The sequence below is a fragment of the Halomonas sp. NYA30 genome (genome assembly GCF_976980765.1).
On the sequence record NZ_OZ334477.1, the window covers coordinates 266,022 to 292,463 of the forward strand.

Below are 26,442 nucleotides of genomic sequence, written 5' to 3' on the forward strand. Positions count from 1 at the left end.
TGAATCGACATAGCCTAAGCATTTTTTTATGGGGAATTTTCGAGCTCTGCCAATCGCCTGTTCAAAAACCGTTTTTCTGGCTCCAGAGTGGCCAATAGTAACGCTTGCTGATAGGCGTTACGTGCGGCCTCATACTGGCCCTGGCGACGCAGCAAATCCGCTTTCGCAGCATGAAACAAATGATAGCGGGATATTTGCGGATGCTGAGCGATGTCGTCGAGTAACTGCAGGCCGGTCGCGGGAGCACCGTTCATGGCAATGGCCACCGCACGGTTCAATGCCAGAATCGGCGATGGAAAGCGTCGGCATAGGGCATCATAGAGCCTCACGATACGCCCCCAATCAGTGCGTTCAGCGATGCTAGCCTGGGCGTGTTCAGCGGCAATCGAAGCCTGAAGCGTATAGTAGCCAGCGGGGGTGAGTGCCAGTGCCTGTTCAAGCCACTTAATGCCGGTGTGGATGTCACGTTGGTGCCAGAGTCGCCTATCCTGAGCATCAAGGGTGATCAGCTCACCGGCGCTATTTTGACGGGCATCGCGCCGAGCATCGTTGAGCAGCATCAATGCCATCAGCCCAAACACCTCTCCCTGGGGCAGTAGCCGTGCCAGCTCATTGCCCAGTCGCATGGCTTCTTGGGTTAGGCTGATATCAACCACGCTGGTGCCCGTGCTGCGTGAGTAGCCTTCATTGAAGACCAGATAGATAACTTGGAGCACATCGGGTAGGCGCTCGGGTAATTCTTCCTGGGTAGGCACGGCATAAGGAATATGCGCATCGCGAATTTTACGTTTGGCTCGTACGATACGCTGAGCCAGCGTCGTAGGCTTCATCAGTAGCGCGCTGGCTACTTGCTCAGTGGTCAAACCGCATATTTCGCGAAGCGTCAGGGCAATCCGTGCTTCCATGCTCAAACTTGGGTGGCAGCAGGTAAATAGCAGCCGCAAGGCGTCGTCTTCGATAGCCGTTAGCTCAAGATCCAGCGTCTCTTCTGTAGGTAACCGCTCTGTGGGTAATAGCAAGTGAGCCCGACGGCGAGCAGTACTGCGTTGGCGGATTTGGTCGATTCCGCTGTGGTAGCCGGTGCGAATTAGCCATGCCGTGGGGTTATCAGGTTTGCCGTTAATTGGCCACTGTTGAACAGCCGCCATAAAGGCATCCTGCATGGCTTCTTCGGCCAGCTCAAACTCCCCCAGCAGGCGTATCAGTGTCGCCTGCACGCGCCGGGAGTGCTCACGATACAGGTCGTCAATGGATGCAGATTCAGTACTCATCAAGGGAGATCCGAAAGCTTTATCTCAAACGTAGTGCATGGTTTCTCCGTTGACTTGTTTTTTGGGAGGGAGGCGTTCAATCCCCTGTGCGTTTCCCCGTGGCGCTGTTGAAAGGATGCAGAGCATCGCGGGTTACAAAAAATCGCAGAGTTTCGCCTTCGGCTACCGGCGGCTGGCCCGACACGCGGATGACCGTGGGCTGGTCGCTATCAGCGAGGGTCACGTACAGGTGGCTTTCGGCACCGGCGGCTTCAAACAGCGCAAGCGTAGAGTCGACAGTTAGGTAAGGCGTAGTCGGCGGCGCCAGGTGCATATCGTCCGGTCGAATGCCGACGATATCGGTACCTTCGGGCAGGTTATCCAGCAGGCCGTTGGCACCCTGGGCTTTGAGGTAATCCACCGGCAGCATGTTCATGGCGGGCGAACCGATAAAGCCGGCCACGAACATGGTGGCAGGGCGGGCGTAGATCTCCATTGGCGTGCCCACTTGCTCAATCTGACCGGCGTTTAGTACCACTAAGCGATCGCCCAGGGTCATGGCTTCCAACTGATCGTGGGTCACATAGAGGCTGGTGGTTTTCAGTCGTCGCTGTAGTTGCTTGATCTCCACGCGCATCTGCACACGCAGTTTGGCATCCAGGTTGGAAAGCGGCTCATCAAGCAGGAAAGCCGCAGGCTCGCGCACCAGGGCGCGGCCCATGGCCACCCGCTGGCGCTGACCGCCTGAGAGCTTGCGCGGTTTGCGATCCAGAAAATCCTCTATTTCCAGCATCTTGGCGGCGACCTGAACGCGCTTATCAATCTCGTCTTTTTTGAAGCCGCGGTTTTTCAGGCCATAGGCGAGGTTGTTGTACACCGTCATATGCGGGTAGAGCGCATAGTTCTGGAACACCATGGCAATATCGCGCTCGGCGGGTTCGAGCTTATTCACCACCCGATCGCCGATGGTGAGCGTGCCTGCCGTGATGGTTTCCAACCCCGCTACCATACGTAGCAGGGTGGATTTTCCGCAGCCCGAAGGCCCGACCAGTACTACGAATTCACCGTCTTCAATGTGTAAGTCGATGCCTTTGACGGCGTGAACATCGCCGGTGTAGGTTTTTTTTAGGCCTTCCAAGGTAATACTGGCCATTCTTATTTCTCCGTCTCGGTCAGGCCTTTCACAAACAGGCGTTGCATAAACAGAATCACTAATACCGGTGGCAGCGCTGCCATCACCACTGCGGCCATCACCAGGTGCCATTGTGGGTTCTCTTCCGAGGTCATGCGCTGAATGCCCATCACAATGGTGGTGTAGTCCGAGTCGGTGGTGATCAGCAGCGGCCACAAATACTGGTTCCAGCCATAAATAAACATGATCACAAACAGCGCCGCGATGTTGGTTACGGAGAGCGGCATCAAGATGTCTTTAAAGAATTTGAACGGCCCGGCGCCGTCGACCCTGGCGGCTTCGAGCATCTCTTCGGGAATGGTCATGAAAAACTGTCGGAACAGAAAGGTCGCGGTGGCTGAGGCAATCAAAGGTATCGACAGCCCGGCAAAGCTATTGAGCATATTAAGGTCCGCGACCACCTGAAAGGTGGGGATAATGCGCACCTCAACCGGCAACATCAGGGTGACGAAGATCAGCCAGAAGAAGAACATCCGAAAACGGAAGCGGAAGTAGACAATCGCAAAGGCGGAAAGTAGCGAAATGGACAGCTTTCCCACGGTGATGGTCATGGCCATCACAAAGCTGTTCCAAAGCATCAGCGCGGCAGGCGGGGAGTTCGCTGACGATATGCCCGATTGCCACATCTGGGTATAGTTTTCGATCCCATGGCTGCCGGGCAGCAGCGGTAGGGTGCCACGCATTAACTCACCCGGCGCCTGGGTCGAGGCCACCAGGGCGATATAAACCGGAAAGACCACCAGCGCGACGCCGATGATTAACACGGTATGGGCGAAAAAATTGGCCCATGGGCGATTTTCAACCATGACAACACTCCAACGAGGCCGATTTAATAGTACGTTTGTTAATAGTTCACGCGCCGCTCAATAAAGCGGAACTGAATCACCGTGAGCACCACTACAATCACCATGAGAATCACCGACTGAGCTGCGGAAGAACCCAAATTGAGGCCTACAAAGCCATCAGCGTAAACCTTGTAAACCAAGATATTGGTCGACTGAGCCGGTCCGCCTTGGGTAGTGGCGTGGATAATGCCGAAGGTGTCGAACATGGCGTACACCACGTTAACCACCATCAAGAAGAAGGTCGTGGGAGAAAGCAGTGGAAAGATAATCGTCCAGAAACGCTTAGTGGGGCTGGCGCCGTCAATTGAGGCTGCCTCAATGAGCGATTGCGGAATAGACTGTAGACCCGCCAAAAAGAACAGAAAGTTGTAAGAGATTTGCTTCCAGGCCGCGGCAAGAATGACCAGCAGCATGGCGTCGCTGCCCGAGTTACGGTGATTCCACTGGTAGCCGACCATTTCCAGCATATAGGGCACGATGCCGATGGAAGGGTTGAAGATAAACCACCACAAAACACCGGCAATCGCAGGCGCAATGGCGTAAGGCCAAACGAGGAGCGTGGTGTAGGTGCTGCGTGAACGAATCATCCGGTTCACAGTGCTAGCCAGCAGTAGCGCCACCGACATTGATACCAGCGTGGTGCCAACAGCGAATATGGCGGTCACCGACATCGAATTGAGGTAGCTACCGTCGCGAAACAGACGGGCAAAGTTTTCCAGGCCCACAAACGTAGAGCGCAGCCCAAAAGCGTCTTCACGCAGTAGCGATTGGTACAGCGCTTGGCCCGCAGGCCAGATAAAAAAGATCAGAGTAACAATTACCTGGGGCGCCAGCAGTGCGAAAGGCAGCCATCGCCCTGGAAACGTCATGCGTTTAGTTTGCATGGGCAGCTCGCATGTAAACGAAATCGCCGCCTACCCTAAGGGCAGGCGGCGAAGTGAGTGCTTATTTACTGATTGGCGGATTCAAAGTCACGCAGCAGCGCATTGCCGCGTTCTACCGCGTCGTCTGCGGCTTCCTGACCTGATTTACCACCGGTCATTACGGCTTCCATCTCTTCGGAAATGATGTCGCGAATCTGTACGAAGTTACCAAAACGAAGGCCTTTCGAGTTCTCGGTCGGCTCGTTGAGCGTCATTTGCTGCAGAGAAATATCCGCACCGGGGTTCTCTTCGTAGTAACCCTGCTCTTTGCTCAAATCCCAAGCGGCTTGGGTGATGGGTAAGTAGCCGGTCTGCTGATGCCACTCTGCCTGTACTTCAGGCTGAGAGAGGTACTCAAAGAAAGCGGCAACCGCTTCATACTCTTCATCACTGTGGCCTTGAAGTGCCCAGAGCGTAGCGCCACCGATAATCGAGTTCTGCGGTGCGCCTTCTACGTCGTCGTAGTAGGGTTGCATGCCAAAGCCGACTTCAAATTCTGAGTTGGCGGCGACATCGGCGCGGGAAGCTGAAGAGCCAAAGAAAATCGCACAGTCCTGGGAATAGAACATCGGCTCTGAATCCGGACCGGTGCCGGGGCCTGCCCAGCGGTAAATGTTCTCTTCCTGCCAGTCGTGTAGGTTATCCCAATGGCGGGCGACCAGCTCATTGTTGAAATTTAGCTCGGTCTCCATGCCGCCAAAACCGTTTTCCAATGTGCCGAGCGGCGAGTTATGCATGGCGGAGAAGTTTTCCAGCATTACCCAGCTAGGCCAAGACGAAGTGAAACCGCAGCTAGCCGCCCCGGATTCGACGATTTGACGAGAGGCCTCGGCCAGCGCTTCCCAGGTTTCGGGCGGCTGTTCAGGATCGAGGCCCGCTTCCTCAAATACGTCGCGGTTGTAGTACATAATCGGCGTAGAAGAGTTGAACGGGAAAGAGAGCATGTTGCCATTGGTATCGGTGTAATAACCGACCACGGCGGGCAGGAAGGCCTCATTATCGAAAGCGCGACCGTGCTCTTCCATCAGTTCATATACTGGGTAGATGGCGCCTTTGGCGTTCATCATGGTGCCGGTACCAACTTCAAACACCTGCAGGATATGTGGCTGTTCGTTTGCACGGAAAGCGGCAATGGCACCGGTCATGGTTTCGGCATAGGTGCCGCGGTAGCTGGGCGTGACCTGGTACTCGTCTTGGGACTGGTTAAAATCCTCGGTGATGCCTTCAAGGATTTCACCGAGCTGGCCGCCCATGGCGTGCCACCAGCTAATTTCCGTGGCGGCCTGGGCGGATAGACTTAGGCTGGCAGTCGCCACCCCAACAGCAAGCGCGTGCAGTGATAAACGAGACATAACAGCTCCTTGTGGGCCTGAACTTAATCAGGTGTGCAGTGTGTTATTAAGTTTTATTGGATGCACTGAACAGTAGAAAGTGACGATGACGTTTTGATGAATGCGAGGTGAACACGCGATGACATTCACGGCTAATGACGGGGAGTAGGCGAAGTATCGGGAGGGTGTTAGGGTTAGCGGTAAGCTACTTTTAAAAAGCTGTTGCTGAAAAGCTATTTTGGAAAGAGAACATAATGCCTCACGCTATCGCTCTACTCGAAAAACTGGTTGCCTTTGACACCACCTCCAGCGAATCCAACTTGGCGCTGATTGAGTATGTTGAAGGCTATTTGGCCGAGGTTGGCGTTAGCGCCGAGCGGGTGATGAGCCCCTGCGGCACCAAGGCCAATTTGATTGCAAGAATCGGCCCAGATGCCCCAGGTGGGGTAATGCTTTCCGGGCATACTGATGTGGTCCCGGTGGCAGGACAGCCTTGGTCGAGCGATCCCTTCACCCTGCGCGACGGTAATGATGGACGGCTCTACGGGCGGGGTACCTGCGATATGAAAGGTTTTATCGCCTGTGTCTTGTCGATGGTGCCTAACTGGGTGAAAGCGCCTCTGCAGCAGCCCATTTATCTTGGCTTCTCTTACGATGAAGAGATCGGCTGCGTGGGTGCGCCCAGCCTTATTAAGCGCTTTTACGAACACTACTCCACCACCGCCCATGTGATTGTTGGCGAGCCCACCAGCATGCAACCTGTGGTCGCGCAGAAAGGCGCTACCAACCTGCGCACTACGGTGACTGGCCAGGAAGCTCATAGCAGCCAGGTGAATCAAGGCACCTCAGCCATTCACGTGGCGGCAAGACTCGTCACCTTTATTGAAGACACCATGGCGGCGTTGGTCGAAGAGGGGCGAGTTGATGAAGCCTTTAACGTGCCTCACACCAGCCTACATGTGGGCAAAATCAAAGGCGGAACGGCCATCAATATTATGGCGCGGGAGTGTCAGTTCGAGTGGGAAATTCGCCACCTGCCGACCGACACCTTCGATGAGATATACGCGCGCTTTGAAACGTTTTGTGAGCAGCTAACCGGCGAGCTCAAGGCCAAAGGCAAGCACGTTGACATCACCACTGAGCCCCTTAACGTCACAGTGCCGGGGTTGGCGGATCGCGATAACGACCGAGTACTTAGCTTAGCTAAAGACCACTTGCCCGCCGTTTGCTGTAACCATGCAGTGGCTTACGCTACAGAAGCGGGGCAGTTCCAGGGCCAGGGCTTACAAACCATTATTCTCGGTCCTGGCAGCATTGCCCAGGCGCATCAGCCCGATGAGTATATCGATATTGAACAGCTCGAAGCGTGCGAGGATTTTCTAACCAAAATGGGTAAGGCGCTCGAAAGGCCTGCTGAAGGAAGTTAATGGTCACCCAATAAAAATCCCACCCGGTTAAAGGGGTGGGATTTTTGGCGTTACCATTTCAGTGCTGAGGATGTTGTTCAAACAGCTCAGCTTTTGCATGGCGCATCACATCTTCGCACGCCTGCTGTTGGGCTAACTGCGTCAACAGGCGCTGAGTTACTTCGAAGCCCTTGCCTAAGCAAGTGTCCACTTCCTGTGGGCTAACGGCTGGCGTCACGCGGTAATCGATTTTTACCGTGCGCCCGCCACCTTCCAGTCGATCCGCAACTCCCCTGAGCCGCCACGCGATTTTCTCTTTCCAAGTTGCTGATTCTTCCGCGCCTTCGTTTACGCTAAACGTGCACTGCCATTCCGGTTTAAAGACCTTCATAGGAGAACCTCCAAAAATTTTGGAAAGAATGATCAATCGTGATTCGTACTCCGTCGTCTGAATGTATTGCCCCACTACTATATACCTAACGTGGCATGAAAATCGAAACAATAGTGATACACGTCGGGCGACGCGCATAGGATGTATCGGTTAGGCTATAGAAGATGACGTTAAAGAGCCTAAGCTATGACCCGCACGACTGATGTAAGTTGCCCCTGTGGTAGCGATTTAATGCTGAGTAGCTGCTGTGGCCGGTACCATCAAGGCGAGATAGCGCCTACCCCTGAAGCGCTAATGCGCTCTCGCTATTCGGCCTTTGCATTAGGCTTAAGCGACTACCTACTGGCCACGTGGCACCCCACCACACGGCCATCTGAACTTGGGCAGGATCCCGATACTGAGTGGAAGTCGCTAACCATTGTCTCAGCAGAGCCACCGCTTGGAGATAGCGGCTATGTTCATTTTAAGGCCTATTTTTATGAACGAAGGCGAGAGCAAAAAGGGTGGCATGTATTAGAGGAGGTTTCCCGCTTCGTTAAAGAGCAACAACGTTGGTGGTATATCGATGGCGCCCCGACGCTTGCCCGCGTAAAGCCACGCCGAAACGACCCATGCTTATGTGGTAGCGGGCGTAAATTGAAGGTATGTTGCGGTGAATAGTGGCATTGCCCAGCCTGGAAAAGCCGAACCTCAGTGGTATCTCTATTTGCTGGAGTGCCAGCGCGGTACTTACACAGGCATTACCAATAACCTCGCGAAGCGCTATCAAGCCCACTGCACGGGCAAAGGGGCGCGTTATACCCGTGCTAATCCGCCCATTGCGCTGCTGGGCGCCGAGCCGTTTGAAGACCGCGCCGCTGCCAGCCGAGCTGAGTATCAGTTAAAGCAGCAAACGCCGAGCCAAAAACGCCGCTGGGCCAAACAGTGGCCTATTCAGTTAGATGCCCATTAAGGAGTCGGAATGCTGACGTTTTATTCAGAGGACAGCCGCTTACGACAAGCGCGCACAGAGCTACATGACGGCGCGTTGGTCACCCCGTTTGAGTGCCCGGAACGCCTGGATTTAGTGCTAAAGCATCTCCGCCATTCTGGGCTTGGCGATATTCGAGCGCCCGCCGCCTACGGGCTGGCACCGGTGCTAGCGGTGCACGATCAAGAGTATGTGACGTTTCTAGCCAACTGCTGGAAAGCGTGGCAAGCGGCTGGACATGAGGGAGAGGCGATTCCCAATATTTGGCCCGCCCGAACCATGCGGGGGGATCGCATTCCGCAATCTGTTAGCGGTCAGCTAGGCTATTACGCGCTGGCAGCAGAAACGTCCATTTCAGAAGGTACCTTTGAAGCCGCGATGGCGAGTAAAGACGTGGCGTTGGGTGCGGTAGAGCATACGCTACAAACCGGCGAACCCAGTTTTGGCCTGTGCCGACCGCCAGGCCACCACGCCGCGTTTGATCAGTTCGGCGGGTACTGCTTTTTTAATAACGCCGCTATTGCCGCCCAGCGGGCGCTGGATGCAGGCAAGCGCCGGGTCGCCATTCTTGACGTCGATTTTCATCACGGCAATGGTACCCAGCAGATTTTCTACAAGCGTGACGATGTTCTATTTATCTCATTACACGGAGACCCTGAGGTAACCTTTCCGTATTACTTGGGCTACGCTGATGAAAGCGGCGAAGGTAAGGGCGAGGGCTTTAATATTAATTACCCGTTGCCGCCCGGTACCAGCGTGACCAAATGGATGGCCACACTGGAGCAGGCGTTGGCGCAGGTGAAAGCCGCTGAGTGCGAGTGTTTAATCGTATCGCTAGGGGTCGATATCTTTGAGGGCGACCCGATAAGTGCCTTCACTTTTACCAGCGCGGACTTCACTCTGTTAGGTGAACGTTTGGCGCAAGCGGGCTTGCCCTGTGTGTTTCTGATGGAAGGAGGCTATGCGGTAGATGAAATCGGTGTCAATGTAGTCAACGTGTTACAAGGTTTTAAACAGGCGCTATAAAACGGCCTGGAACTACATTTAAATAAGGGTAAAGGTTAACCGTGACAGCGGCCCCTAAATCGGGCAGGCTATTGCCCTTTCAACGGGCAGGGAGCTCAAGCGTGGCAGTGTATGGTGGAATTCAGGCACATGAATTGGAGCGTTGGCTTAATGCGTTAACCAACGCCGCCTATGACCGACGCTGCCCGCTGGTAAAAGTACACGGGGGCAATGCCCGTGCGCGTACTGCCCGCCAAGATCTGCTTCATTTGGCGAACGACTACCGCTGCGGCGACTCTAGCCGCGAGGAGAGCGCCGCCGAACTCGGCCGCTGGTGCCAAACCTACCTTTCAGAAGCGGAATGGTATGTGCTAGTCGGTACCCGCCAAGCGCCTGTGCCAACCCAAGGCACAGAAGCATTAAGCGAAGAAGAGCGAAGCCTTACCGTGCTCAAGCAGCACCGGGTGGGGTAAAAGCGCTTTCATAGCCAAGCCCGTTAATCCCCATGACGGCAAAACGATAGCACTGATACAATGGATAAATGAACAGTGCTTTCGATACGCCTACCGCCTCGCTCGATGATCCCTACTATTACCTGACGAACTTTCGCTTCGTTTTGGCTTGGGTTGGAGAACGCCATGCTGATCTGCTTGCTGCAGAAGAGCTTACTTTTCTTGAGCAGTTCGAAAGCTTGCCCCAGGCCTCTCAAGCGCTTCTGGTGCGCATGGTCATGCGTAAAGGTGAGCTGTTTAGGCTCAGCAAATTAAGCTATACCGAAGTAGGTGACAGCGCTGAGGCGATAGCGTCATTGGTCGCGCTGGGCTGGGTCGATAATGATCCAGCGCTTAGCGTCGATGAGCTATTTAACCAGCTGCGACTCGCCGAGCTTCGCCACATTTTAGCCGATGAGATTCACGCCGCTGGGCTGAGCGTGTCTAGCGCTAAAACTATGCTCTACGACACCTTAACGAGCCAACTGCCACACACCGCACCCTTACAAGCATGGTGGCCTGATGCCAGCGATCAAATCGTGCGTCTCAAGGTAATGGAGACCTGCGACCGGCTGCGGCTGATGTTCTTTGGCAACCTGCGCCAGGACTGGGCGGAGTTCGTGTTGACCGAGCTGGGACTGCAGCGCTTTGAGACGGTACCCTTTACGCTGCGCTCTCGCGCATTCCAATCGCGCCAGGAAGTGGATACCTACTTAGCGCTCCATCAACTGCGTCAACGTCTTGATGCAGGAGAATTGCCCACTGATCTACATATTGAGGTGCCGCCGCGCGCGGATAACCGTTGGCTCGCTACGCGGCGTGCACGGTTACTGCTGCAGTTGGGCCGAGAGGCAGAGCGTAGCGGAGATGCAGCGCTGGCGCTGACGCTTTATCGCGATTCGGGCAGCAGCGAAGCGCGGATACGCCAGCTTCGGGTGTTGGAAAGGCAGGGCGAGCATCAGGCTGCTTTTGAATTGGCGAGCAAGGCACTCAATAGCAGCCCCAATGAGACAGAGCACCAAGCACTGGCGCGGCTGCTACCACGCTTGCGGCGACAGCTTAAACTACCTGCTTCGCCGAGTGTCCCGGAGCCCGCCCATGAGCGTTGGGACTTGCAATTGCCTGGGCCGCAAAGCGTTGAGCGCGCCGTGGCTCAAACCCTCAGTGAACCCCAGGCACCCGTCTGCTATGTGGAAAACAGCCTGATCACGGGACTGTTTGGCTTGCTCTGTTGGCCGGCAATCTTCGCACCACTGCCGGGCGCTTTCTTCCACCCTTTTCATAATGGCCCAGCGGATTTGTATCGCGACGATTTTGTGGCGCGTCGGCGTGACCTTTTCGATGCATGCCTAGGGAGCTTGGAAGACGGCAGCTACCGCGAAGTCATTCAGACGACTTGGCGCGAGAAAGCGGGCCTTTCATCGCCGTTTGTTCACTGGGCAATCGTTGATGAAGCGCTCATTGAGCTCGCACTGGCATGTATCCCACCTGAGCACCTTCGACACTGTTTTGAGCGGCTGCTGGGTGATCTGAAAGCCAACCGGGCAGGGCTGCCGGACTTGATTCAGTTTATGCCTGACGCGCCGGCTGGCGAACCGCGCTACCGGATGATCGAAGTCAAAGGCCCCGGTGATCGGTTGCAGGATAACCAGCGCCGCTGGCTGACGTTTTTTCACCGTCATGAGATGCCCGTCGCAGTGTGTTACGTGCGCTGGGTCGCCAGCGACGAGCTTGAGGTATGAGTACGACCTATCGCGTGGCGGTGCGGGCACTGTGTGATTTCACTGCCCGTGAAGGGGATCTCGATCATCGCTTTACCCCAGCGCCCAGCGCGCGGGAAGGCATCGAAGGGCACTCCCTTGTCGCTAGCCGACGCGGAGCAGACTATATTGCCGAACTTCCGCTGTCGGGTGTCTTTGAGGGAGTGGTCGTCACGGGCCGAGCGGATGGTTTTGACCCCGTGGCTATTCGCCTGGAAGAGATTAAAACCCATCGCGGCAGCTTGGAGCGCATGTCAGCTAATCAGCGCGCCCTCCACTGGGCACAGGTGAAAGTCTACGGCGCACTGCTATGCGCTGAGCGAAGCCTTGAGCAGATCACCTTAACGCTGGTTTATCTGGATATCGCCAGCGGTAAAGAGACGCTACTGAGCCAAGACGCCAGCGCCGCCGAGCTGCAGGCGTTCTTTGCCTCCCAGTGCCGCCGCTTTCTTAGCTGGGCGAAACAGGAGGCGGACCATCGCCAGCGCCGGAACGCTGGCCTACAAACCCTGCGCTTTCCCCACGCTGCATTCCGCCCCGGCCAGCGCGAACTTGCCGAAGACGTTTATAAAGCCGCCAGCACCGGGCGCTGCCTACTCGCCCAGGCGCCCACCGGCATTGGTAAAACGCTGGGCACGCTGTTCCCCATGCTTTTAGCGATGCCGCGACAGCAGCTGGATCGCATCGCTTTTCTGACCATGAAAACCCCCGGCCGTCGTTTGGCGTTGGATGCTCTCGCCACGCTGCGCGCCAGCCAGAGCGATGAAGCCCAGCCCTTGCGTGTGCTTGAGCTGGTGGCGCGTGATAAGGCCTGCGAATACCCCGATCGCGCCTGCCATGGCGAGTCTTGCCCGCTCGCTGCCGGTTTTTACGATCGTTTACCTGTTGCCCGTCAAGCGGCGGTGGAAGAGGGGTGGCTGGATCGCGAAGCGCTGCGCGAGGTGGCGTTGGCCCATGATGTTTGCCCCTATTATCTCAGCCAGGAACTAGCGCGCTGGGCGGATATGATCGTCGGTGACGTTAACCACTGGTTCGATAGCCACGCCCTGCTGCACGGTTTGGCCCAGGCCAACGATTGGCGAACGGGCGTACTGGTTGATGAAGCGCATAATCTGGTGGAGCGCGCCCGCGGCATGTACAGCGCTAAGCTCGATCAGCAACGCTTCAATCGGATACGCCGGTCATCACCCAAAGCGCTGGCGGGGCCTTTGGGGCGCTTAGCCCGCCAGTGGCAAAATGTGGTTAAAGACGCGGGGCTGGAAAATGAGGGTGGTCAGGGCAAGCCAGCCTACCGACTGCTAACGGCACTGCCCGATAAGCTCGTGGCCGCCGCTCAGCAAGTAGGGTCTGCCATCACTGATTATCTTGGCGAGCACCCCGAGCAAACCAGTTTTGAGCTTCAAGAACTGCTGTTTGAGGCGCTGGCGTTTTGCCGCTTGGCAGAGCGCTTTGGTGAGCACTCGTTGTGTGATATTACTCGCCATGGCCGCGGGCGAGCAGTGCTCGGGTTGCGCAACCTGATACCCGCCGACTTTCTGGCTGCACGGTTTAACACCGCGCACTCCGTGGTGCTGTTTTCAGCCACATTAAATCCCGCTCACTACTACCGGGATCTATTGGGTTTGCCGGAGAATACGCCCTGGCGCGAGGTTGTTTCTCCTTTCTCAGCGTGCCAGCTTGAAGTGCGTATTCGCAGCGATATTTCGACCCGCTTTCATGATCGAGAGGCGTCGATTGAGCCGATGGTGGCGGCCATGGCGCAGCAGTATCAGCGCAAGCCAGGCCACTACTTGGCGTTCTTCAGCAGCTTTGCCTACCTGGAAGCCGCGCTGAACCACTTTCGCGAGGCGCACCCAGGCGTCCCCGTTTTCAGCCAAACCCGTGGCATGCCCGAGGCAGCGCGGGAGGCGTTTCTAGCGCGCTTTACGCCCGGCGGAAAAGGCATCGGCTTTGCGGTGTTGGGCGGCGCCTTTGCGGAAGGTATCGACCTGCCCGGTGATAGGCTGATTGGCGCTTTTATTGCCACGCTGGGTCTGCCGCCGTTTAACGATTTTAACGAAGCGCTTAAAGCACGGCTAAACGCGCGCTTTGGTCAAGGTGACGACTATACCTACCGCATTCCCGGCATGATCAAGGTGGTGCAGGCCGCAGGGCGAGTGATTCGCAGTCCTGAAGATGAGGGCGTTGTGGTATTAATGGATGATCGTTTTGCCCAGGCCAGCGTGCGCTCGCTATTGCCAAGCTGGTGGTCGCTGGGAAATCCCAACCCATAATTTAGGACCCTAACGCGAGCTATGACAGATTTACTCTGGTACCAGTATGCGCTGATCGGACTGATATTTGCCTGGAGCGGTTTTGTGCGCACCAGCCTAGGGTTTGGAGGCGCTGTACTGGCGCTGCCGTTCCTACTGCTAGTGACAAACGAACCTCTGGTGTTCTTACCGATTATTGCTATTCATCTGCTGATTTTCTCCAGTTGGATTGCCTGGAACGGCCATCGCCAACTGCAGAAAGAGGGTGTGGGAGCCGATTCCCCTGAGAGCAATATCGATTGGAGGTACCTATTCAAAGCCCTGAAAATCATGATCATCCCCAAGCTGATTGGGGTGGTGGGGCTGTTAACGCTGCCCGCTCAAGTCATGACCAGCATTATTTTCGGCATTGTGTTCATTTATGCCATTGGCTACGTCCTCAACAGACCGTTCAAGAGTAAAAACAAATATGTCGACTACGTGCTACTGGCGCTCGGGGGCTATGTCAGCGGTACTTCACTGATTGGCGCGCCGCTAATTGTGGCGGTATTCGCTGCTCATGTGGCCAAGGAGCAGCTGCGGGATACCATGTTTGTGCTGTGGTTTATTCTGGTGGTCATCAAGATGGTCTCGTTCCTGATCGCAGGCGTAGACCTCCAGCTTATCCACCAGCTGTGGCTGTTGCCCTGTGCATTCATTGGTCACTTGGCGGGCGAGAAAGCCCACCGCTATATGCTGAAAGCGGACACCGGGCTATTTTTTCGCGTGCTGGGCGCAGTGCTGATTCTGGTCAGTGTCGTTGGGTTGATTCACCCGCCCGCATGAATCCAGGCGGCGTACTCGCCGCCTGTTAAAGTTGGCTGTCTGCCTTAAGCGTCGTCTTGCCCAGTACGATCAGGGCGACGGCCAGCAGGCCGCACACCACTGCCATGCCGGTAAACACATTACGCAGCGAATCCAGCCAGATGACCGCCGGGGCGACCACCACCGGGGAGACAAACTGGCCGAAAAAGAAGGTCGAGGTAAAGCCACCAAACACTCGGCCGCGGACACGCTGCGGGGTGATTCGCATCAACCACGTGGTGGTATTCGGCATAAAGGCGCCAAGGCCAAAACCGGAAATGGCCGCGCCGACAATGGCCATGGCGTAGCTTTGGGTGAAGCCGACGATTAAAAAGCCGGTCGCCGCCAGCAAGAACCCTAAGACATAGATCGTCATCACCGACAGAAACGGTTTGTAGTAGCCGTAGCCAAAGGCCACGATGCTGGCCGTCAGTGCTGACATAGAGAGTGCAATGCCTATCGCTACACCGCTGATTTGCCCCTGTTGCGAGAGCAAAAAAGGCAGTTGCGCTGGAAACATATAAAACATCGCCATACTGATCATGGCAATAAGGTAGCCAATGCCTGTACGCATATAATCTACCTTCACCGGCGCACTGCCAGTATTACTGCCAGCTCCATCGCTGGACTTGGGTTCTTGTAGAATTGCCCAAGCGTAAGGCAGTAAAAGTACGCCGGTTAAGTAGAGTAAAAACGGGCCGCGCCAGCTCCAGTCAGAAAGGAGTCCGCCAAGGTTGATAAAAATAACCCCGCCCAACGCCATGCAGCTACTTTGCAAGCCCAGGAAGCGTACCCGCTCGGTACCATCAAAGTAATCACCCACCAGCGTAGTACTAATGCTGAGGATGCCCGCCACGGCAATGCCCATCAGTGCCCGTGAACTTAACAACAAATCCACACGATCAATAAAAAAGCCTGATACCCCAGCAAAGCCATAGATACACAGCATCATTAGAAGCAGTTTCTTGCGCCCAAAACGGTCGGCGAGATAACCCATTAATGGACTTAAAAGCGTAATCATCAGCGCTGGAATGGTCAGGATCAGTTGAATGATCACTTGGGGCTGATCAGGGAAGTGGCGGCTAATACCCGGCAGCGCAGGCGCAATAATCGCCCCCGACATCACGGTCATGGTGCTGGCAAAAAGGAGTACGGCCTTAATGTGTGTTAATTGGCTAATAGTCTTGGCCCACTTTAGAAGAGAAGAAGGGTTCAAAGCATAAATGCCAATCGTAGCATAGTTGTTAGCAGGCTATTTTATTTTTGAATGGCGCGTTTAATAGGAAGTAGCAGTGAGTGCTAACTATCTGTCACCTAGAACTACCACAAACAAAAACGGCCACTTGCTGTGTTAGCTAAGTGGCCGTTTTTAATAGTGTTCTTGGTCGGAATAGCAGGATTCGAACCTACGACCTCTGCCTCCCGAAGGCAGCGCTCTACCAAGCTGAGCTATATTCCGAAGGTTGTCGAGCTGTGCTCAACAACGGAGGTGGATCATACTTAGCCAGACGTATTTTTTCAAGTCCTCGGCGGCGCGAACTACCAATTTTTATGCTTGGCGATCAACCGCTAAGCGAGCCAGCTGGGCCATGCTGTCGCGGTAGGCGCTGGGTGGCAAGGCTTCTAACTGCTGTAAGGCTTTATCGGCCATCTCTTCGGCACGCTGGCGGGTATAGTCGAGTGCGCCGGTGGCGTGAATAATTTCCAGCACGGCGTCGAGTTGCTCAAGCCCGCCATCGCGAATCACCTGGCGAATCAGCTTGGCCTGTTCCGGCGTGCCTTGCTCCATGGCGTGGATCAGCGGCAGCGTCGGCTTGCCTTCGGCTAGATCGTCGCCAACGTTTTTGCCCATGGCATCGGCGTCGCCCTGGTAGTCCAGCAGGTCGTCAATCAGTTGGAAGGCGAGACCCAGGTAGCGGCCATAATACTGGAGTGCTTGCTCTTGCTCCGGCGTTGCTTCTGCCAGCACCGCACCGCTGTGGGAAGCCGCTTCGAACAGCATGGCGGTTTTACCCAAAATGGTCTCGAAGTAATCTTCTTCAGAAATACTGGGGTTGCCGATATTGGTCAACTGCAGCACTTCGCCTTCGGCGATGATGCAGGTGGCGCCGGAAAGAATCGCCATAATGCGCATCGAGCCCACATCGACCATCATCTGAAACGAGCGGGCGTAGAGGAAGTCGCCTACTAATACCGAGGGTGCATTGCCCCAGGCGTCATTAGCGGTTTTCTTGCCGCGCCGCATATGCGATTCATCCACCACGTCATCGTGTAACAGCGTGGAGGTGTGCATAAACTCTATTAAGGTGGCCAGCGGTATATGCTTGTCGCCGGTGTAGTCGAGCGAGCGGGCGGCCAGTAGTGCCAATAAAGGGCGCAACCGTTTGCCACCGCTTTCGGTAATGTACTGGCCGATGGTTTCAACCAGCGGTACTTTGGAATTGAGCTGCTCGACAATTGTGCGGTTGACGGCGGCGAAGTCATCGGCCACCACGGCGTGCAGCGGTGAAGGCGTTGGGCTGACGGGCTGGGCTGAGGAGACGTTGGCGGTCATGGAATCCGTTCATCGCGGCAGATGGAGGCGGTAAGTGCCGCCCGTATTTGTGGAGTAGATGTGGTCATGTGTTGGGGTCATGCTATGGGGCTGCCTGTTGGGCGTCAAGATACGAGCGACGGTTACACTTTAGTCGTTAACGGACTTAGCAATTGACAACGGCCTGTGGTCTTGCGGTAAGCGTAGATAGTCGTTATAATCCGCGACCCACTCATCATGCTCCCTGTCAGATGGCTCCAAAAGGGGCGCCACTCGCAGCAGGTCGATAAGAGCGTAAGGCGATGAGCGCTGCCGAAAGCGGCATTAACGACAAGTCCGGAGAGCGACATGTACGCAGTTATTAAAAGCGGTGGCAAACAGTACCGCGTTCAAGAAGGTCAAACGCTCAAGCTTGAGAAAATCGAAGTCGCCACCGGCGAAACGATCGAGTTTGACGAAGTGCTGATGGTTGCAGACGGCGATGACTTCAACATCGGTGCGCCGATGATCAGTGGTGCTAAAGTCTCTGCCGAGGTGGTTTCCCACGGCCGTGGCGATAAAGTGACCATCATCAAGTTCCGTCGTCGTAAGCACCACATGAAGCGTCAGGGCCACCGCCAGTGGTTCACTGAAGTCAAAATTACCGGAATTTCTGCGTAAGCGGTCAATTCCCTTAGGAGGATTTTGCAATGGCACATAAAAAGGCAGCCGGCTCCACGCGTAACGGTCGCGATTCCGAGTCCAAACGGTTAGGTGTAAAACTCTTCGGTGGCCAAGCGGCGACTGCGGGTAACATCATCGTGCGTCAGCGCGGCACGCGTTTCCACGCGGGCACAGGCGTCGGCCTAGGTCGTGACCACACACTGTTCGCCCTGAGCGACGGTTTTGTGAAGTTTGAGACCAAAGGTCCGAAAAACCGCAAGTTTGTTAGCATCGTTTCTGCCTAAACGGTCAGCGTTGCGCTCGTAATTGGCTTAAAAGAGCTGTAAGAAAAAATTACGAGAAAAAAAGGCCCCGCTATGGCGGGGCTTTTTTGTCGGTTAAATCTCTTTTCCAATACGCTTTTCCACTATGACTTTACCGGTCAGTCTTTGCCAGTATGCTGGTGGGAATAAACGGTTGGGAAAAAAGCAGTGCATATTAGGGCGGCGGAAGCGGCCGGGAGTATCCAATGCAGTTCGTCGATGAAGCCTCGATTATTGTTGAGGCGGGCAAAGGCGGCAATGGCTGTCTTAGCTTTCGCCGCGAAAAATATGTGCCCAGGGGCGGCCCCGATGGGGGCGATGGCGGTCATGGTGGCAGCGTTTACCTGATTGGTGACGATGCACTTAATACCTTGATCGATTTTAAATTCCAGCGCTTCTATAAAGCCCAGAACGGGCAGGGCGGCATGGGCCGTCAAATGAGTGGCAAGGCCGGTGAAGACCTGCACGTAAAAGTGCCGGTGGGCACTACGGTGATCGATGAAGACACCTTGGAAGTCATCGCTGATGTGACCGAAATCGGTCAAGTGGTCTTGGTGGGCGAAGGTGGACGGCGTGGATTGGGTAATATCCACTTTAAGTCCTCGACCAACCGCGCGCCCCGCCGCACCACAACGGGCACCGATGGCGATCGCCGCAACCTGCGTTTGGAAATGAAAGTGATGGCCGATGTTGGCTTGCTAGGCATGCCCAACGCGGGTAAATCGACGTTGATTCGCTCGGTGTCGGCTGCCAAGCCCAAGGTCGCTAACTACCCGTTCACCACCTTAGTGCCCAACTTGGGCGTGGTAAAACTGGGGATGCACGAGCACTTCGTCATGGCCGACGTACCCGGCTTGATCGAAGGCGCCTCTGAAGGCGCAGGCTTAGGGCTACGTTTTTTGAAGCACCTGACGCGCACGCGGCTGCTGTTTCACGTGGTCGATGTCGCGCCGTTTGACGAGTCTGATCCGGTCGAGGCTGCCAAGGCCATTGTTCACGAGCTGGGGCAATTCTCGCCAGCGCTTTCCGAGCGGCCACGCTGGCTGGTGCTGAACAAGTTTGACCTGCTGCCGGAAGAGGAGCGTGAAGAGCGCGCTCAGAAGATTATCCAGGCGCTCAACTGGGAAGGCCCGGTGTTCCGCATTTCGGCGATCAGCAGCGACGGCACCGATAAGCTGGTTCAGGCAGCCTACCGCTGGTTGACTGAGCAGCGTCGTCTTGAGAATGAAGATGAAGAAGCGCTGGCCCGCGAGCAGGAAATGCGCCGCCGCATGGAAGAAGAGTCGGTCGCGCGTACCGAAGATCGTTTGGGGCGTCGCCGTAAGCGTGACGATGAAGATGATGAAGACTTCGACGACGATGATTACGATGTTGAAGTCGAGTACGCGCCTTAGTGTCAGTGCCTGGTGAAGGTGGGGTGGCATGGAAAGTAACGAGCAAATCCTAGGGCGAGGCGCGCTGAGCCGCGCGCGGCGGGTCGTGGTGAAGATTGGCAGTGCGCTACTCACTAACGATGGCCGTGGCCTGGACGAAGCCGCCATTGGTGGCTGGGTGGATCAAATTGCCGCCCTGCATCAGCAGGGGATAGAGGTAGTGCTGGTCTCTTCTGGCGCGGTGGCGGCGGGCATGGTGCGGCTGGGCTGGCAAGTGCGCCCCAGCGCTGTACATGAGCTTCAGGCGGCCGCTGCCGTTGGCCAGAATGGTCTGACCCAGTGTTATGAACAACACTTTGCCCGCCACAGCATGCTCACCGCGCAAATCCTGCTTACCCACGACGATCTTTCTAACCGTAAGCGCTACCTGAATGCGCTGTCGGCGCTACGCACGTTAGTAGAGATGCGTGTGGTGCCGGTAATCAATGAAAACGACACCGTCGTAACCGATGAGATCCGCTTCGGCGATAACGATACGCTAGGGGCGCTGGTCGCCAATCTGCTGGAAGCGGATGCACTGCTGCTATTGACCGACCAGGAAGGCCTGTTTGACGCCGACCCGCGCCACAACCCCAACGCCCAGATGATTGCCGAAGGGCGCGCGGACGACCCTCGCCTAGCCGCTATGGCAGGCAGCGGGGGAGCGCTGGGGCGGGGCGGTATGACCACCAAAGTGCGCGCGGCGCAGTTAGCGGCGCGCTCTGGGGCGGTCACGGTGATTGCCAGTGGACGCCAGCCTGATGTTATCAACCGGATTATGGCGGGCGAGTCGTTAGGCACGCTGTTGCGCCCGGATCAAGTGCCTATGGCAGCGCGCAAGCGCTGGTTGGCGGGGCAATTGCAGGTGCGCGGCACGCTGGTGCTGGATGCCGGTGCGGTGAAAGTACTGCGTGATAAAGGCTCTAGCCTATTAGCGGTCGGCGTGCGCAATGTGCAGGGCAGCTTTAAGCGCGGCGATATGGTGGTGTGTGTGGATGAGCAGGGCGCCTCAGTGGCCAAGGGTCTGGTTAACTACGGCGCCGATGAAGCGCGCCAGTTGGCAGGCCAGCCCAGCCACCAGATTGAAGCGATTCTTGGCTACGTGGAAGCCCACGAGCTGATTCACCGCGATAACCTTGTGGTGGTGTAAGCGTATCGTCGCTAGCGTACTACGGGAGGAAGAGGCACCTGGCGCGGCCAGTTGTCGGGCACCAAAAACAGCCGCTCATAGCGCTGCTGCTGCGGGTAATACAGCATCACTTGCTGGGGTGAGCGCCAAGCATGCACCTTTTCGAAAATGGCGGGCAACTGTTCTGCCATCGGGCGAAAGGCGCTGTGAAGGGGCGGTGCTAGCCAGTGGGGTTTTTCCAGCCATGCCATTTCAGGCCTTTCGGTTACACTCGCCGCCAGCGCAGGCCAATCGCGTAAGTAACACCACGTTCCTCTGCGGTGATCGGCTGTCGCGGCTTCGGGCGCTGGCATTGCCGCGTGCCAGGGATAGTAGAGTACGCCCGGCATTGCCAATCGCTGGGTTAGCTGCCCGCCTAACTCACTACTTGAAACCCCAATGTCCCGTGGCGTCAGCCAGTGAGCGAGTGTTTCCAACGCGGGTGCTGTGGTGGAAAGCGGCAATTGATGGCGGCGCAAATGGCCGCACTTCAGCGCTAGGCTGTCTAACCCGCCGGGGCCAATCCAGCGGCTTTGGCTGGTGGCAGCGCCAGGCCCCTCCGGCAGCCCCAGGTAGAACTTGATTGCCACTTCCAAATGCACCGGTGCCGGGTTAGCACGCGTTCGGTAGAGCATATCCAGCTCGCCGAGCGTATTGCGCTTTCGGCTGATACGCACGTTGCGGGCCAGCAGCCGTGTATTCGGTGCGTGGTTTAACAGCGTGTGCCATAGGCGTTCGTGATAATGCCCCATGCGCATCGCCCGGCTGCCGTTCAATGCGCTCAACGGCGGTTGGCCAAGCTGGCGTAGCCAGGGAAGCAGTGCGCGCTCAAGCCCCAGCTCTTCCATAGTGGGGCGCCCTGCGCAGGGAATGGGCGGCGGCAGCTCCACAATGTCCGGTGTGGCGATTAGCCAAGCTATATCGCGTAGTACGGGGTCACTTAGCCCTGAATAAAAGTGTCCGGAATCCAACCGCACCGTTGTGTCGGTTTTCTCCTCATCCAACGCGCCATCACCGCCTTCATTCAGCACGAATTTCTCCTCAACACATTGATTAGCTCAGCGCTATGGTTTGGCCGCCAGCTGCTACGCTGTAAACACGTTATAACGTTAATCTCTTGAAATCCTACCCTGGCCAAGGAAAGGAGCGTATTGCATGGGTAATGCTAAGACGAAAAAGGCTAAGTCGAAAAATCAAACGGCCAAAACGACGAATAGCCAAGTGCCCCAAAAGCAAGCTGAAAAAACGGCTCCCCGAACACTAACACCAGAAATAGGTGCGGCGCTGTTTGAGGATGCCCGTTCACGGCTGGAGGATGTATTCAACGCACTCGATATTCACCCTGATGCCCAGGCGCGTCTTATGCAGCCCAGTCTTTCACTGCAGGTGAGTATTCCCGTGCGGATGGACGACGGCAGCTTAAAAGCTTTTCCCGCCTGGCGAGTCCACTATGACACCAGTTTAGGGCCCGCCAAAGGCGGTGTGCGTTTTCATCCCGATGTTAACCAGCATGAAGTCACTACGCTAAGTTTCTGGATGGCGGTTAAATGCGCGGTGGTTGGCTTACCTTATGGCGGCGGGAAAGGGGGCATCCAGGTGGATGCCAAGGCGCTCTCTTCACTAGAGCGTGAGCGGCTAGCGCGTGGTTATATTCGTGCCATTGCCGACATTATGGGCCCTGACCGGGATATTCCTGCCCCCGATGTGAATACCGATGCCACGGTCATGGGGTGGATGATTGATGAGTATGAGCAAATTGTAAGAGCTAAAGTGCCCGCGGCGATTACCGGAAAACCATTACCGTTAGGCGGTTCGCCAGGGCGAGTGGCCGCCACGGGGCGAGGCGCGCTAAAAGTACTCGATTTGTGGGCCGAGCGTGAAAAGCGACAACCGGAAGAGACCACTGTGGCGGTGCAGGGGTTTGGTAACGCGGCTTACCACTTTGCCCGTTTAGCCAGTGAACGTGGCTATCGTATCGTCGCGGTATCCGATACCAGTGGTGCTTGCTACCACGCGGATGGGCTCGATATTGAGGCCGTTAAACAGGCTAAGTCGAATAGCGGCAAGGTGACCGACAGCCCAGCAGGGAAAGCGATGACGGGTGATGAGCTGCTGGCGTTGGACGTGGATGTATTAGCGCTGGCGGCGCTTGAAAATCAAATTCACTGCGACAATGTGAACGAGGTGAAAGCAGGCGCTATCTTAGAGATCGCCAATGGCCCGCTGACCAGCGATGCCGACCACGCCCTTGCCAAGCGTAATGTGCCAGTGCTGCCGGATGTGCTCGCCAATACAGGCGGCGTGATCGTTAGTTATTTTGAGTGGCTGCAAAACCGGGCGGGAGAAAAGTGGAGTGAAGCCCAGGTGAATGAACGCTTGGACGCACTGCTGAGAGAAGAGGCTGGCAAGGTGTTAACGCGCGCAGGTGTGGAGGACATCACCTACCGACAAGCTGCCTATCGCCAGGGCATCGAACGCATTGCGGCCGCTATTATGGCGCGGGGAAACTGTCAGGACTGTCGCTGATTAAAGATACTTAAAGCGCAGCGGGCTCCCCATAGGGAGCCCGCAAAGCGATTAGCTAAGACTATTAATCGCGGTCAATTTGGGTAACGTCAGAAGAGCCCTGACGCACACTGATTTCCAGCTCACGGCCATTTTCACCGCGGCCTTCGATATCGATGATGCCGCTCTTGTCGATATCAAGGTCTTCAAACTCAACCATACCTTCCTGGCGGGCAACGTCTAAGGCCTGGCGGATATCGTCTTCGCTCATGCCCCAGGCACCGGTAATTAGGCGCTCGCGTTTCTCTTCTAGCGTATCACCGTTATCAAGGGAGAAATCCACATCCGCGTACCACTCTTCGTCCAGCCAGCCTTCTACTTCTACGCGGCCGCGACCTTTAACGCTAATTTCTTCGTAGTGGCTGAACCCGTAATCATTGGAATGGGTCAATACGTCATCAATGCGATCCATCGGCAGCGAATCAGCCTGGGCACTGCCTGCCGCTGCGGCAAGTAGCAGAGCAGAGGTCGGGATCAGCAGCATTTTTTTCATGGTATTCATAGCAAATTCCTTCTTTACGTATTTAAACGTGAATGAGTGACTGACACTCAGCGAATGCGACAGGGAATTTATACCACCACTATACTTTCCTTAAGCTGACAAAACTGTTCATCTAGCGTTCATGTTGTCTTTGGCATGCTGGCACTATGAGTAAACTCCTCCGTCACTTTATAAAGCCGCTACGCAGCATACCGCGAAGCGCTCGGCGCAATGTCACTGGCTTGGCCCTGGTGCTATTGCTGGCGGGTAGTGCGGTGGGTGACCAGCCATGGGAATCGCTGCATGGCGAAGTAGGCCGCGGAGAGGTTGTTTCCCTCGACACCATCTTAGATTGGCTGGAAGCTCACTACATAGGCGACGTGCTGGAGGTGGAAGTGGAGCGTGAAGGAGGGTACGTGGAGTACGAAATCAAGCTGCTCGGCCCGCAGGGTCAAGTCGTCGAATTTGAATTCGATGGCCATAATGGCCAGCTGATGTCTATCGAGGGCGTGCGTATTAATGATATGCGTCGCTAGTGCCGTTACGACAAGCCTCGTTGCCATCGCGTTATTTGTATTCCCAAGTCGTTATCGAAAAGGGTAGTTAGCCAATGAAGTGTTTGCTGGTAGAGGACGACCAAGCGCTAGCGCGTGAGCTGAGCCAAGCGTTGCGCGATGGTGACTGGCTGGTAGAGCATGCGGCTAACGGCCAGGATGCCGATTTTCTAGTACGTACCGAAGCTTACGACACACTGATTTTAGATGTAGGGCTACCCGATGGGGATGGGACACGCTGGTTGGCGGCGTGGCGGGAAGACGGCATTGATCTGCCTGTGCTGATTCTAACTGCTCGTGAGCGCTGGGCGGATAAAGCCGCGGGGTTTACCGCTGGGGCGGATGACTACGTCACGAAGCCGTTCGAGCCAGCGGAAGTACTGTTTCGCTTGCGTGCGCTTGTGCGCCGCAGCCACGGTCATGCCCACCCAGTACTCAAAGTGGGCGAACTGAGTTTAGATACCCACACTCAGCACGTGACGTTGATAGGGCGCCCGGTCGGCTTAACCGCACAGGAGACGCGCCTGCTGGGCTATTTAATGCACGCGGCACCTCGAGTGGTGAGTCGTACCGAGCTTTCAGAGCATGTTTACGACCGCGACCATGAACCTGACTCTAACGTGATTGACGTTCAGGTCAGCCGCCTGCGCCGTAAGTTGGGCAGTTGGCGAATTGCCACTCAGCGGGGCCAGGGTTATCGGCTGTTAGCAGAAGAGCCTGGCAGCGAATGAGTCAAGCCAAAACGGCTTGGCGGGGTCGTTGGGCGCGGCGTTCCATCAGCCTGCGGCTATTGCTGGCTGTATTAGTGATGGTGGGGCTGGCCCTGCCTATCGCCGGCACGCTACTTTCTCACCATTACCATACCTCGGCCACTCAGGCCTTTGATGATCGTCTTGGCGCGACGCTTAATGTCATCATGGCGGGCGTGACTTATGACCGTTTAGCGCAGCAGCTTGTCCACGACCGGGCGCTGGGCGACCCGCGTTTTGAGAATGTCTACTCCGGCTGGTACTGGCAAATCACCGATGGCGGGCAACATACCCTGGCCTCACGCTCGCTTTGGGATCAACGCCTGCCAGTGGTGGAGAATGAAAATCTCAGTGCGCGCTCATTAATCGGCCCGCGGGGGCAATCGCTGCGCGTGGTGGAGCGCGATATCTACCTGGCCCCGTTAGAGGAACCGCTGCATATCAGCGTGGCCGCCCGAGACGATGTGCTCGCCAACGATATCCGTGAATTCCAACATCTGCTGTGGGGCGGGTTGATCGGCTTGGGCGTGTTGCTACTCGGCGTGTTAGCACTGCAAGTACGCTGGGGGTTAGCGCCGCTACGCCGCATGCACGCCAATCTTCATGACGTGGAGCAGGGGCGCAGCGAGCAGTTGGACACCCGCTTACCGGAAGAGTTGGCGACACTGGCGGCCTCAATGAACGCGGTGTTGGCACGCGATCAGCGCTTGATCGAGCGCGGACGCCATACCGCGGGCAATCTTGCCCATGCGTTGAAAACACCGCTGAGTGTGATGCGCCTGCAACTTCGTCAGCTTCCAGAAGCGAACCGTGCCGCCTGGGCGGTAGAGTTGGAGCGTTTGGATAGCGCGGTACGTCATCACTTGGCTCGAGCGTCCGCGGCGGGTGAAGGGGTGCGCTTTGCACCTGTTGATCTACACCCTACGCTAACGCCGCTGCTGAATGGACTCTCCAGGCTCGCCCAGCGGCGCGGTATTGTGCTGCGCCAAAGCTGGGGCCAGAAAACCAGAGTGCAAATGGATGAGCAAGATATCCAAGAGCTGGTGGGTAACTTGATGGATAATGCATTGCGCTGGGCGCATAGCGAGGTCCAGCTACATGCGCAGGTTGACCGTCAGCAGTTGATCTTAACCGTTAGTGATAATGGCCCTGGCATGTCGGAAGCGGAGTGTCAGCAGGCGGTTCAACGGGGCAAACGACTAGATGAACAGCGCTCTGGCAGTGGTCTCGGACTGGCCATTGTGACGGATCTTGTCGCCTTGTATAACGGCCAAATGCATCTGGATCGCGCCAAGACAGGCGGGTTGGAGGTGGTGGTGAAATTGCCTGTTGTGGCACCTGGATAACGGATAACTG

Annotated in this window: 26 protein-coding genes and 1 tRNA gene; 16 read left to right on the forward strand and 11 right to left on the reverse strand. The window is 56.1% G+C overall.

Going from position 1 to position 26,442, the window contains the following annotated elements:
- Nucleotides 1-26: 26 nt before the first annotated feature.
- From ACWI0H_RS01275 to ugpB, 5 genes are all read right to left on the reverse strand, one after another.
- Nucleotides 27-1,271, reverse strand: coding sequence for an RNA polymerase sigma factor (locus ACWI0H_RS01275; RefSeq protein WP_336273234.1), 1,245 nt, complete (start codon nt 1,269-1,271; stop codon nt 27-29).
- Nucleotides 1,272-1,347: 76 nt separating this feature from the next.
- Nucleotides 1,348-2,403, reverse strand: a complete 1,056-nt coding sequence (locus ACWI0H_RS01280; RefSeq protein WP_336273233.1) for a sn-glycerol-3-phosphate import ATP-binding protein UgpC — start codon at nt 2,401-2,403, stop codon at nt 1,348-1,350.
- 2 nt (nt 2,404-2,405) lie between these two features.
- The gene (gene ugpE / locus ACWI0H_RS01285; protein WP_485874584.1) at nt 2,406-3,248 is read right to left on the reverse strand and encodes a sn-glycerol-3-phosphate ABC transporter permease UgpE; all 843 of its coding nucleotides are present in this window, start codon (nt 3,246-3,248) and stop codon (nt 2,406-2,408) included.
- Nucleotides 3,249-3,286: 38 nt separating this feature from the next.
- Nucleotides 3,287-4,171 (reverse strand): sn-glycerol-3-phosphate ABC transporter permease UgpA, encoded by an 885-nt coding sequence (gene ugpA, locus ACWI0H_RS01290; protein ID WP_336273231.1) that lies wholly within the window; start codon nt 4,169-4,171, stop codon nt 3,287-3,289.
- A gap of 65 nt (nt 4,172-4,236) precedes the next feature.
- Nucleotides 4,237-5,562 (reverse strand): sn-glycerol-3-phosphate ABC transporter substrate-binding protein UgpB, encoded by a 1,326-nt coding sequence (gene ugpB / locus ACWI0H_RS01295; protein WP_336273230.1) that lies wholly within the window; start codon nt 5,560-5,562, stop codon nt 4,237-4,239.
- Between the two features lie 233 nt (nt 5,563-5,795).
- On the opposite strand from ugpB, the gene argE reads away from it, so the two are divergent.
- A complete protein-coding gene (gene argE, locus ACWI0H_RS01300; RefSeq protein ID WP_485874585.1) occupies nt 5,796-6,968 on the forward strand; it encodes an acetylornithine deacetylase in 1,173 nt (390 codons plus the stop codon).
- Between the two features lie 58 nt (nt 6,969-7,026).
- On the opposite strand, the gene ACWI0H_RS01305 is transcribed toward argE, so the two are convergent.
- Nucleotides 7,027-7,338, reverse strand: a complete 312-nt coding sequence (locus tag ACWI0H_RS01305; RefSeq protein WP_008957053.1) for a hypothetical protein — start codon at nt 7,336-7,338, stop codon at nt 7,027-7,029.
- 186 nt (nt 7,339-7,524) lie between these two features.
- Here ACWI0H_RS01305 and ACWI0H_RS01310 point away from each other — a divergent pair, with 186 nt between their 5' ends.
- From ACWI0H_RS01310 to ACWI0H_RS01340, 7 genes are all read left to right on the forward strand, one after another.
- Complete coding sequence (locus ACWI0H_RS01310; protein WP_101147072.1) at nt 7,525-7,998, forward strand: YchJ family protein; 474 nt, start codon at nt 7,525-7,527, stop codon at nt 7,996-7,998.
- Nucleotides 7,991-8,290, forward strand: coding sequence for a GIY-YIG nuclease family protein (locus ACWI0H_RS01315; RefSeq protein WP_101147071.1), 300 nt, complete (start codon nt 7,991-7,993; stop codon nt 8,288-8,290). Before ACWI0H_RS01310 ends, ACWI0H_RS01315 begins: the two co-directional genes overlap by 8 nt.
- A 9-nt stretch (nt 8,291-8,299) precedes the next feature.
- Complete coding sequence (locus tag ACWI0H_RS01320; RefSeq protein WP_101147070.1) at nt 8,300-9,334, forward strand: histone deacetylase family protein; 1,035 nt, start codon at nt 8,300-8,302, stop codon at nt 9,332-9,334.
- 101 nt (nt 9,335-9,435) lie between these two features.
- Nucleotides 9,436-9,786: a hypothetical protein gene (locus ACWI0H_RS01325; RefSeq protein WP_035565219.1), complete on the forward strand. Its 351-nt coding sequence runs from the start codon at nt 9,436-9,438 to the stop codon at nt 9,784-9,786.
- Between the two features lie 68 nt (nt 9,787-9,854).
- Nucleotides 9,855-11,546 (forward strand): VRR-NUC domain-containing protein, encoded by a 1,692-nt coding sequence (locus tag ACWI0H_RS01330; RefSeq protein WP_485874586.1) that lies wholly within the window; start codon nt 9,855-9,857, stop codon nt 11,544-11,546.
- The gene (locus ACWI0H_RS01335; RefSeq protein WP_101147068.1) at nt 11,543-13,837 is read left to right on the forward strand and encodes an ATP-dependent DNA helicase; all 2,295 of its coding nucleotides are present in this window, start codon (nt 11,543-11,545) and stop codon (nt 13,835-13,837) included. Before ACWI0H_RS01330 ends, ACWI0H_RS01335 begins: the two co-directional genes overlap by 4 nt.
- A gap of 21 nt (nt 13,838-13,858) precedes the next feature.
- On the forward strand, nt 13,859-14,641 hold the full coding sequence (locus ACWI0H_RS01340) for a sulfite exporter TauE/SafE family protein (protein WP_101147067.1): 783 nt from the start codon (nt 13,859-13,861) through the stop codon (nt 14,639-14,641).
- A gap of 25 nt (nt 14,642-14,666) precedes the next feature.
- Here the strand turns inward: ACWI0H_RS01340 and ACWI0H_RS01345 are convergent, their stop codons facing one another.
- The 3 genes from ACWI0H_RS01345 to ispB all read right to left on the reverse strand — a co-directional run bounded on the left by ACWI0H_RS01345 (nt 14,667) and on the right by ispB (nt 17,213).
- A complete protein-coding gene (locus tag ACWI0H_RS01345) occupies nt 14,667-15,791 on the reverse strand; it encodes an MFS transporter (protein WP_101147066.1) in 1,125 nt (374 codons plus the stop codon).
- 250 nt (nt 15,792-16,041) lie between these two features.
- Nucleotides 16,042-16,118, reverse strand: a tRNA-Pro gene (locus ACWI0H_RS01350).
- Nucleotides 16,119-16,208: 90 nt separating this feature from the next.
- Nucleotides 16,209-17,213, reverse strand: coding sequence for an octaprenyl diphosphate synthase (ispB, locus tag ACWI0H_RS01355; protein WP_008957067.1), 1,005 nt, complete (start codon nt 17,211-17,213; stop codon nt 16,209-16,211).
- A gap of 327 nt (nt 17,214-17,540) precedes the next feature.
- Between ispB and rplU the strand changes: the two genes are divergently transcribed.
- The 4 genes from rplU to proB all read left to right on the forward strand — a co-directional run bounded on the left by rplU (nt 17,541) and on the right by proB (nt 20,719).
- Nucleotides 17,541-17,852: a 50S ribosomal protein L21 gene (gene rplU, locus ACWI0H_RS01360; protein WP_022520761.1), complete on the forward strand. Its 312-nt coding sequence runs from the start codon at nt 17,541-17,543 to the stop codon at nt 17,850-17,852.
- 29 nt (nt 17,853-17,881) lie between these two features.
- Nucleotides 17,882-18,139, forward strand: a complete 258-nt coding sequence (gene rpmA, locus ACWI0H_RS01365) for a 50S ribosomal protein L27 (protein WP_008957069.1) — start codon at nt 17,882-17,884, stop codon at nt 18,137-18,139.
- 224 nt (nt 18,140-18,363) lie between these two features.
- The gene (gene cgtA, locus ACWI0H_RS01370; RefSeq protein ID WP_008957070.1) at nt 18,364-19,551 is read left to right on the forward strand and encodes an Obg family GTPase CgtA; all 1,188 of its coding nucleotides are present in this window, start codon (nt 18,364-18,366) and stop codon (nt 19,549-19,551) included.
- A gap of 28 nt (nt 19,552-19,579) precedes the next feature.
- Nucleotides 19,580-20,719, forward strand: a complete 1,140-nt coding sequence (proB, locus tag ACWI0H_RS01375) for a glutamate 5-kinase (RefSeq protein WP_485874587.1) — start codon at nt 19,580-19,582, stop codon at nt 20,717-20,719.
- Between the two features lie 11 nt (nt 20,720-20,730).
- On the opposite strand, the gene ACWI0H_RS01380 is transcribed toward proB, so the two are convergent.
- Nucleotides 20,731-21,768, reverse strand: a complete 1,038-nt coding sequence (locus ACWI0H_RS01380) for a DUF1853 family protein (protein ID WP_485874588.1) — start codon at nt 21,766-21,768, stop codon at nt 20,731-20,733.
- A 124-nt stretch (nt 21,769-21,892) separates the two neighbouring features.
- Here ACWI0H_RS01380 and ACWI0H_RS01385 point away from each other — a divergent pair, with 124 nt between their 5' ends.
- On the forward strand, nt 21,893-23,263 hold the full coding sequence (locus tag ACWI0H_RS01385; RefSeq protein WP_485874589.1) for a Glu/Leu/Phe/Val family dehydrogenase: 1,371 nt from the start codon (nt 21,893-21,895) through the stop codon (nt 23,261-23,263).
- 64 nt (nt 23,264-23,327) lie between these two features.
- Here the strand turns inward: ACWI0H_RS01385 and ACWI0H_RS01390 are convergent, their stop codons facing one another.
- Nucleotides 23,328-23,804: a PepSY domain-containing protein gene (locus ACWI0H_RS01390; RefSeq protein ID WP_485874590.1), complete on the reverse strand. Its 477-nt coding sequence runs from the start codon at nt 23,802-23,804 to the stop codon at nt 23,328-23,330.
- A gap of 146 nt (nt 23,805-23,950) precedes the next feature.
- On the opposite strand from ACWI0H_RS01390, the gene ACWI0H_RS01395 reads away from it, so the two are divergent.
- The 3 genes from ACWI0H_RS01395 (at nt 23,951) to ACWI0H_RS01405 (ending at nt 26,432) form a co-directional block, all read left to right on the forward strand.
- Nucleotides 23,951-24,319 carry a PepSY domain-containing protein gene (locus ACWI0H_RS01395; RefSeq protein ID WP_485874591.1) on the forward strand — a complete coding sequence of 123 codons (369 nt, stop codon included), beginning with the start codon at nt 23,951-23,953 and terminating at the stop codon, nt 24,317-24,319.
- A gap of 74 nt (nt 24,320-24,393) precedes the next feature.
- A complete protein-coding gene (locus tag ACWI0H_RS01400; protein ID WP_101147060.1) occupies nt 24,394-25,068 on the forward strand; it encodes a response regulator transcription factor in 675 nt (224 codons plus the stop codon).
- A complete protein-coding gene (locus ACWI0H_RS01405) occupies nt 25,065-26,432 on the forward strand; it encodes a sensor histidine kinase (protein ID WP_485874592.1) in 1,368 nt (455 codons plus the stop codon). The genes ACWI0H_RS01400 and ACWI0H_RS01405 overlap by 4 nt, the downstream gene beginning before the upstream one ends.
- Nucleotides 26,433-26,442: the final 10 nt, after the last annotated feature.

Coding starts and splice junctions, on each gene's coding strand:
- ACWI0H_RS01275 (WP_336273234.1), bottom strand. CDS start 1,271: ATGAGTACTGAATCTGCATCCATTGACGACCTGTATCGTGAGCACTCC.
- ACWI0H_RS01280 (WP_336273233.1), bottom strand. CDS start 2,403: ATGGCCAGTATTACCTTGGAAGGCCTAAAAAAAACCTACACCGGCGAT.
- ugpE (WP_485874584.1), bottom strand. CDS start 3,248: ATGGTTGAAAATCGCCCATGGGCCAATTTTTTCGCCCATACCGTGTTA.
- ugpA (WP_336273231.1), bottom strand. CDS start 4,171: ATGCAAACTAAACGCATGACGTTTCCAGGGCGATGGCTGCCTTTCGCA.
- ugpB (WP_336273230.1), bottom strand. CDS start 5,562: ATGTCTCGTTTATCACTGCACGCGCTTGCTGTTGGGGTGGCGACTGCC.
- argE (WP_485874585.1), top strand. CDS start 5,796: ATGCCTCACGCTATCGCTCTACTCGAAAAACTGGTTGCCTTTGACACC.
- ACWI0H_RS01305 (WP_008957053.1), bottom strand. CDS start 7,338: ATGAAGGTCTTTAAACCGGAATGGCAGTGCACGTTTAGCGTAAACGAA.
- ACWI0H_RS01310 (WP_101147072.1), top strand. CDS start 7,525: ATGACCCGCACGACTGATGTAAGTTGCCCCTGTGGTAGCGATTTAATG.
- ACWI0H_RS01320 (WP_101147070.1), top strand. CDS start 8,300: ATGCTGACGTTTTATTCAGAGGACAGCCGCTTACGACAAGCGCGCACA.
- ACWI0H_RS01330 (WP_485874586.1), top strand. CDS start 9,855: ATGAACAGTGCTTTCGATACGCCTACCGCCTCGCTCGATGATCCCTAC.
- ACWI0H_RS01335 (WP_101147068.1), top strand. CDS start 11,543: ATGAGTACGACCTATCGCGTGGCGGTGCGGGCACTGTGTGATTTCACT.
- ACWI0H_RS01340 (WP_101147067.1), top strand. CDS start 13,859: ATGACAGATTTACTCTGGTACCAGTATGCGCTGATCGGACTGATATTT.
- ACWI0H_RS01345 (WP_101147066.1), bottom strand. CDS start 15,791: ATGACCGTGATGTCGGGGGCGATTATTGCGCCTGCGCTGCCGGGTATT.
- ispB (WP_008957067.1), bottom strand. CDS start 17,213: ATGACCGCCAACGTCTCCTCAGCCCAGCCCGTCAGCCCAACGCCTTCA.
- rplU (WP_022520761.1), top strand. CDS start 17,541: ATGTACGCAGTTATTAAAAGCGGTGGCAAACAGTACCGCGTTCAAGAA.
- rpmA (WP_008957069.1), top strand. CDS start 17,882: ATGGCACATAAAAAGGCAGCCGGCTCCACGCGTAACGGTCGCGATTCC.
- cgtA (WP_008957070.1), top strand. CDS start 18,364: ATGCAGTTCGTCGATGAAGCCTCGATTATTGTTGAGGCGGGCAAAGGC.
- proB (WP_485874587.1), top strand. CDS start 19,580: ATGGAAAGTAACGAGCAAATCCTAGGGCGAGGCGCGCTGAGCCGCGCG.
- ACWI0H_RS01385 (WP_485874589.1), top strand. CDS start 21,893: ATGGGTAATGCTAAGACGAAAAAGGCTAAGTCGAAAAATCAAACGGCC.
- ACWI0H_RS01390 (WP_485874590.1), bottom strand. CDS start 23,804: ATGAATACCATGAAAAAAATGCTGCTGATCCCGACCTCTGCTCTGCTA.
- ACWI0H_RS01395 (WP_485874591.1), top strand. CDS start 23,951: ATGAGTAAACTCCTCCGTCACTTTATAAAGCCGCTACGCAGCATACCG.
- ACWI0H_RS01400 (WP_101147060.1), top strand. CDS start 24,394: ATGAAGTGTTTGCTGGTAGAGGACGACCAAGCGCTAGCGCGTGAGCTG.
- ACWI0H_RS01405 (WP_485874592.1), top strand. CDS start 25,065: ATGAGTCAAGCCAAAACGGCTTGGCGGGGTCGTTGGGCGCGGCGTTCC.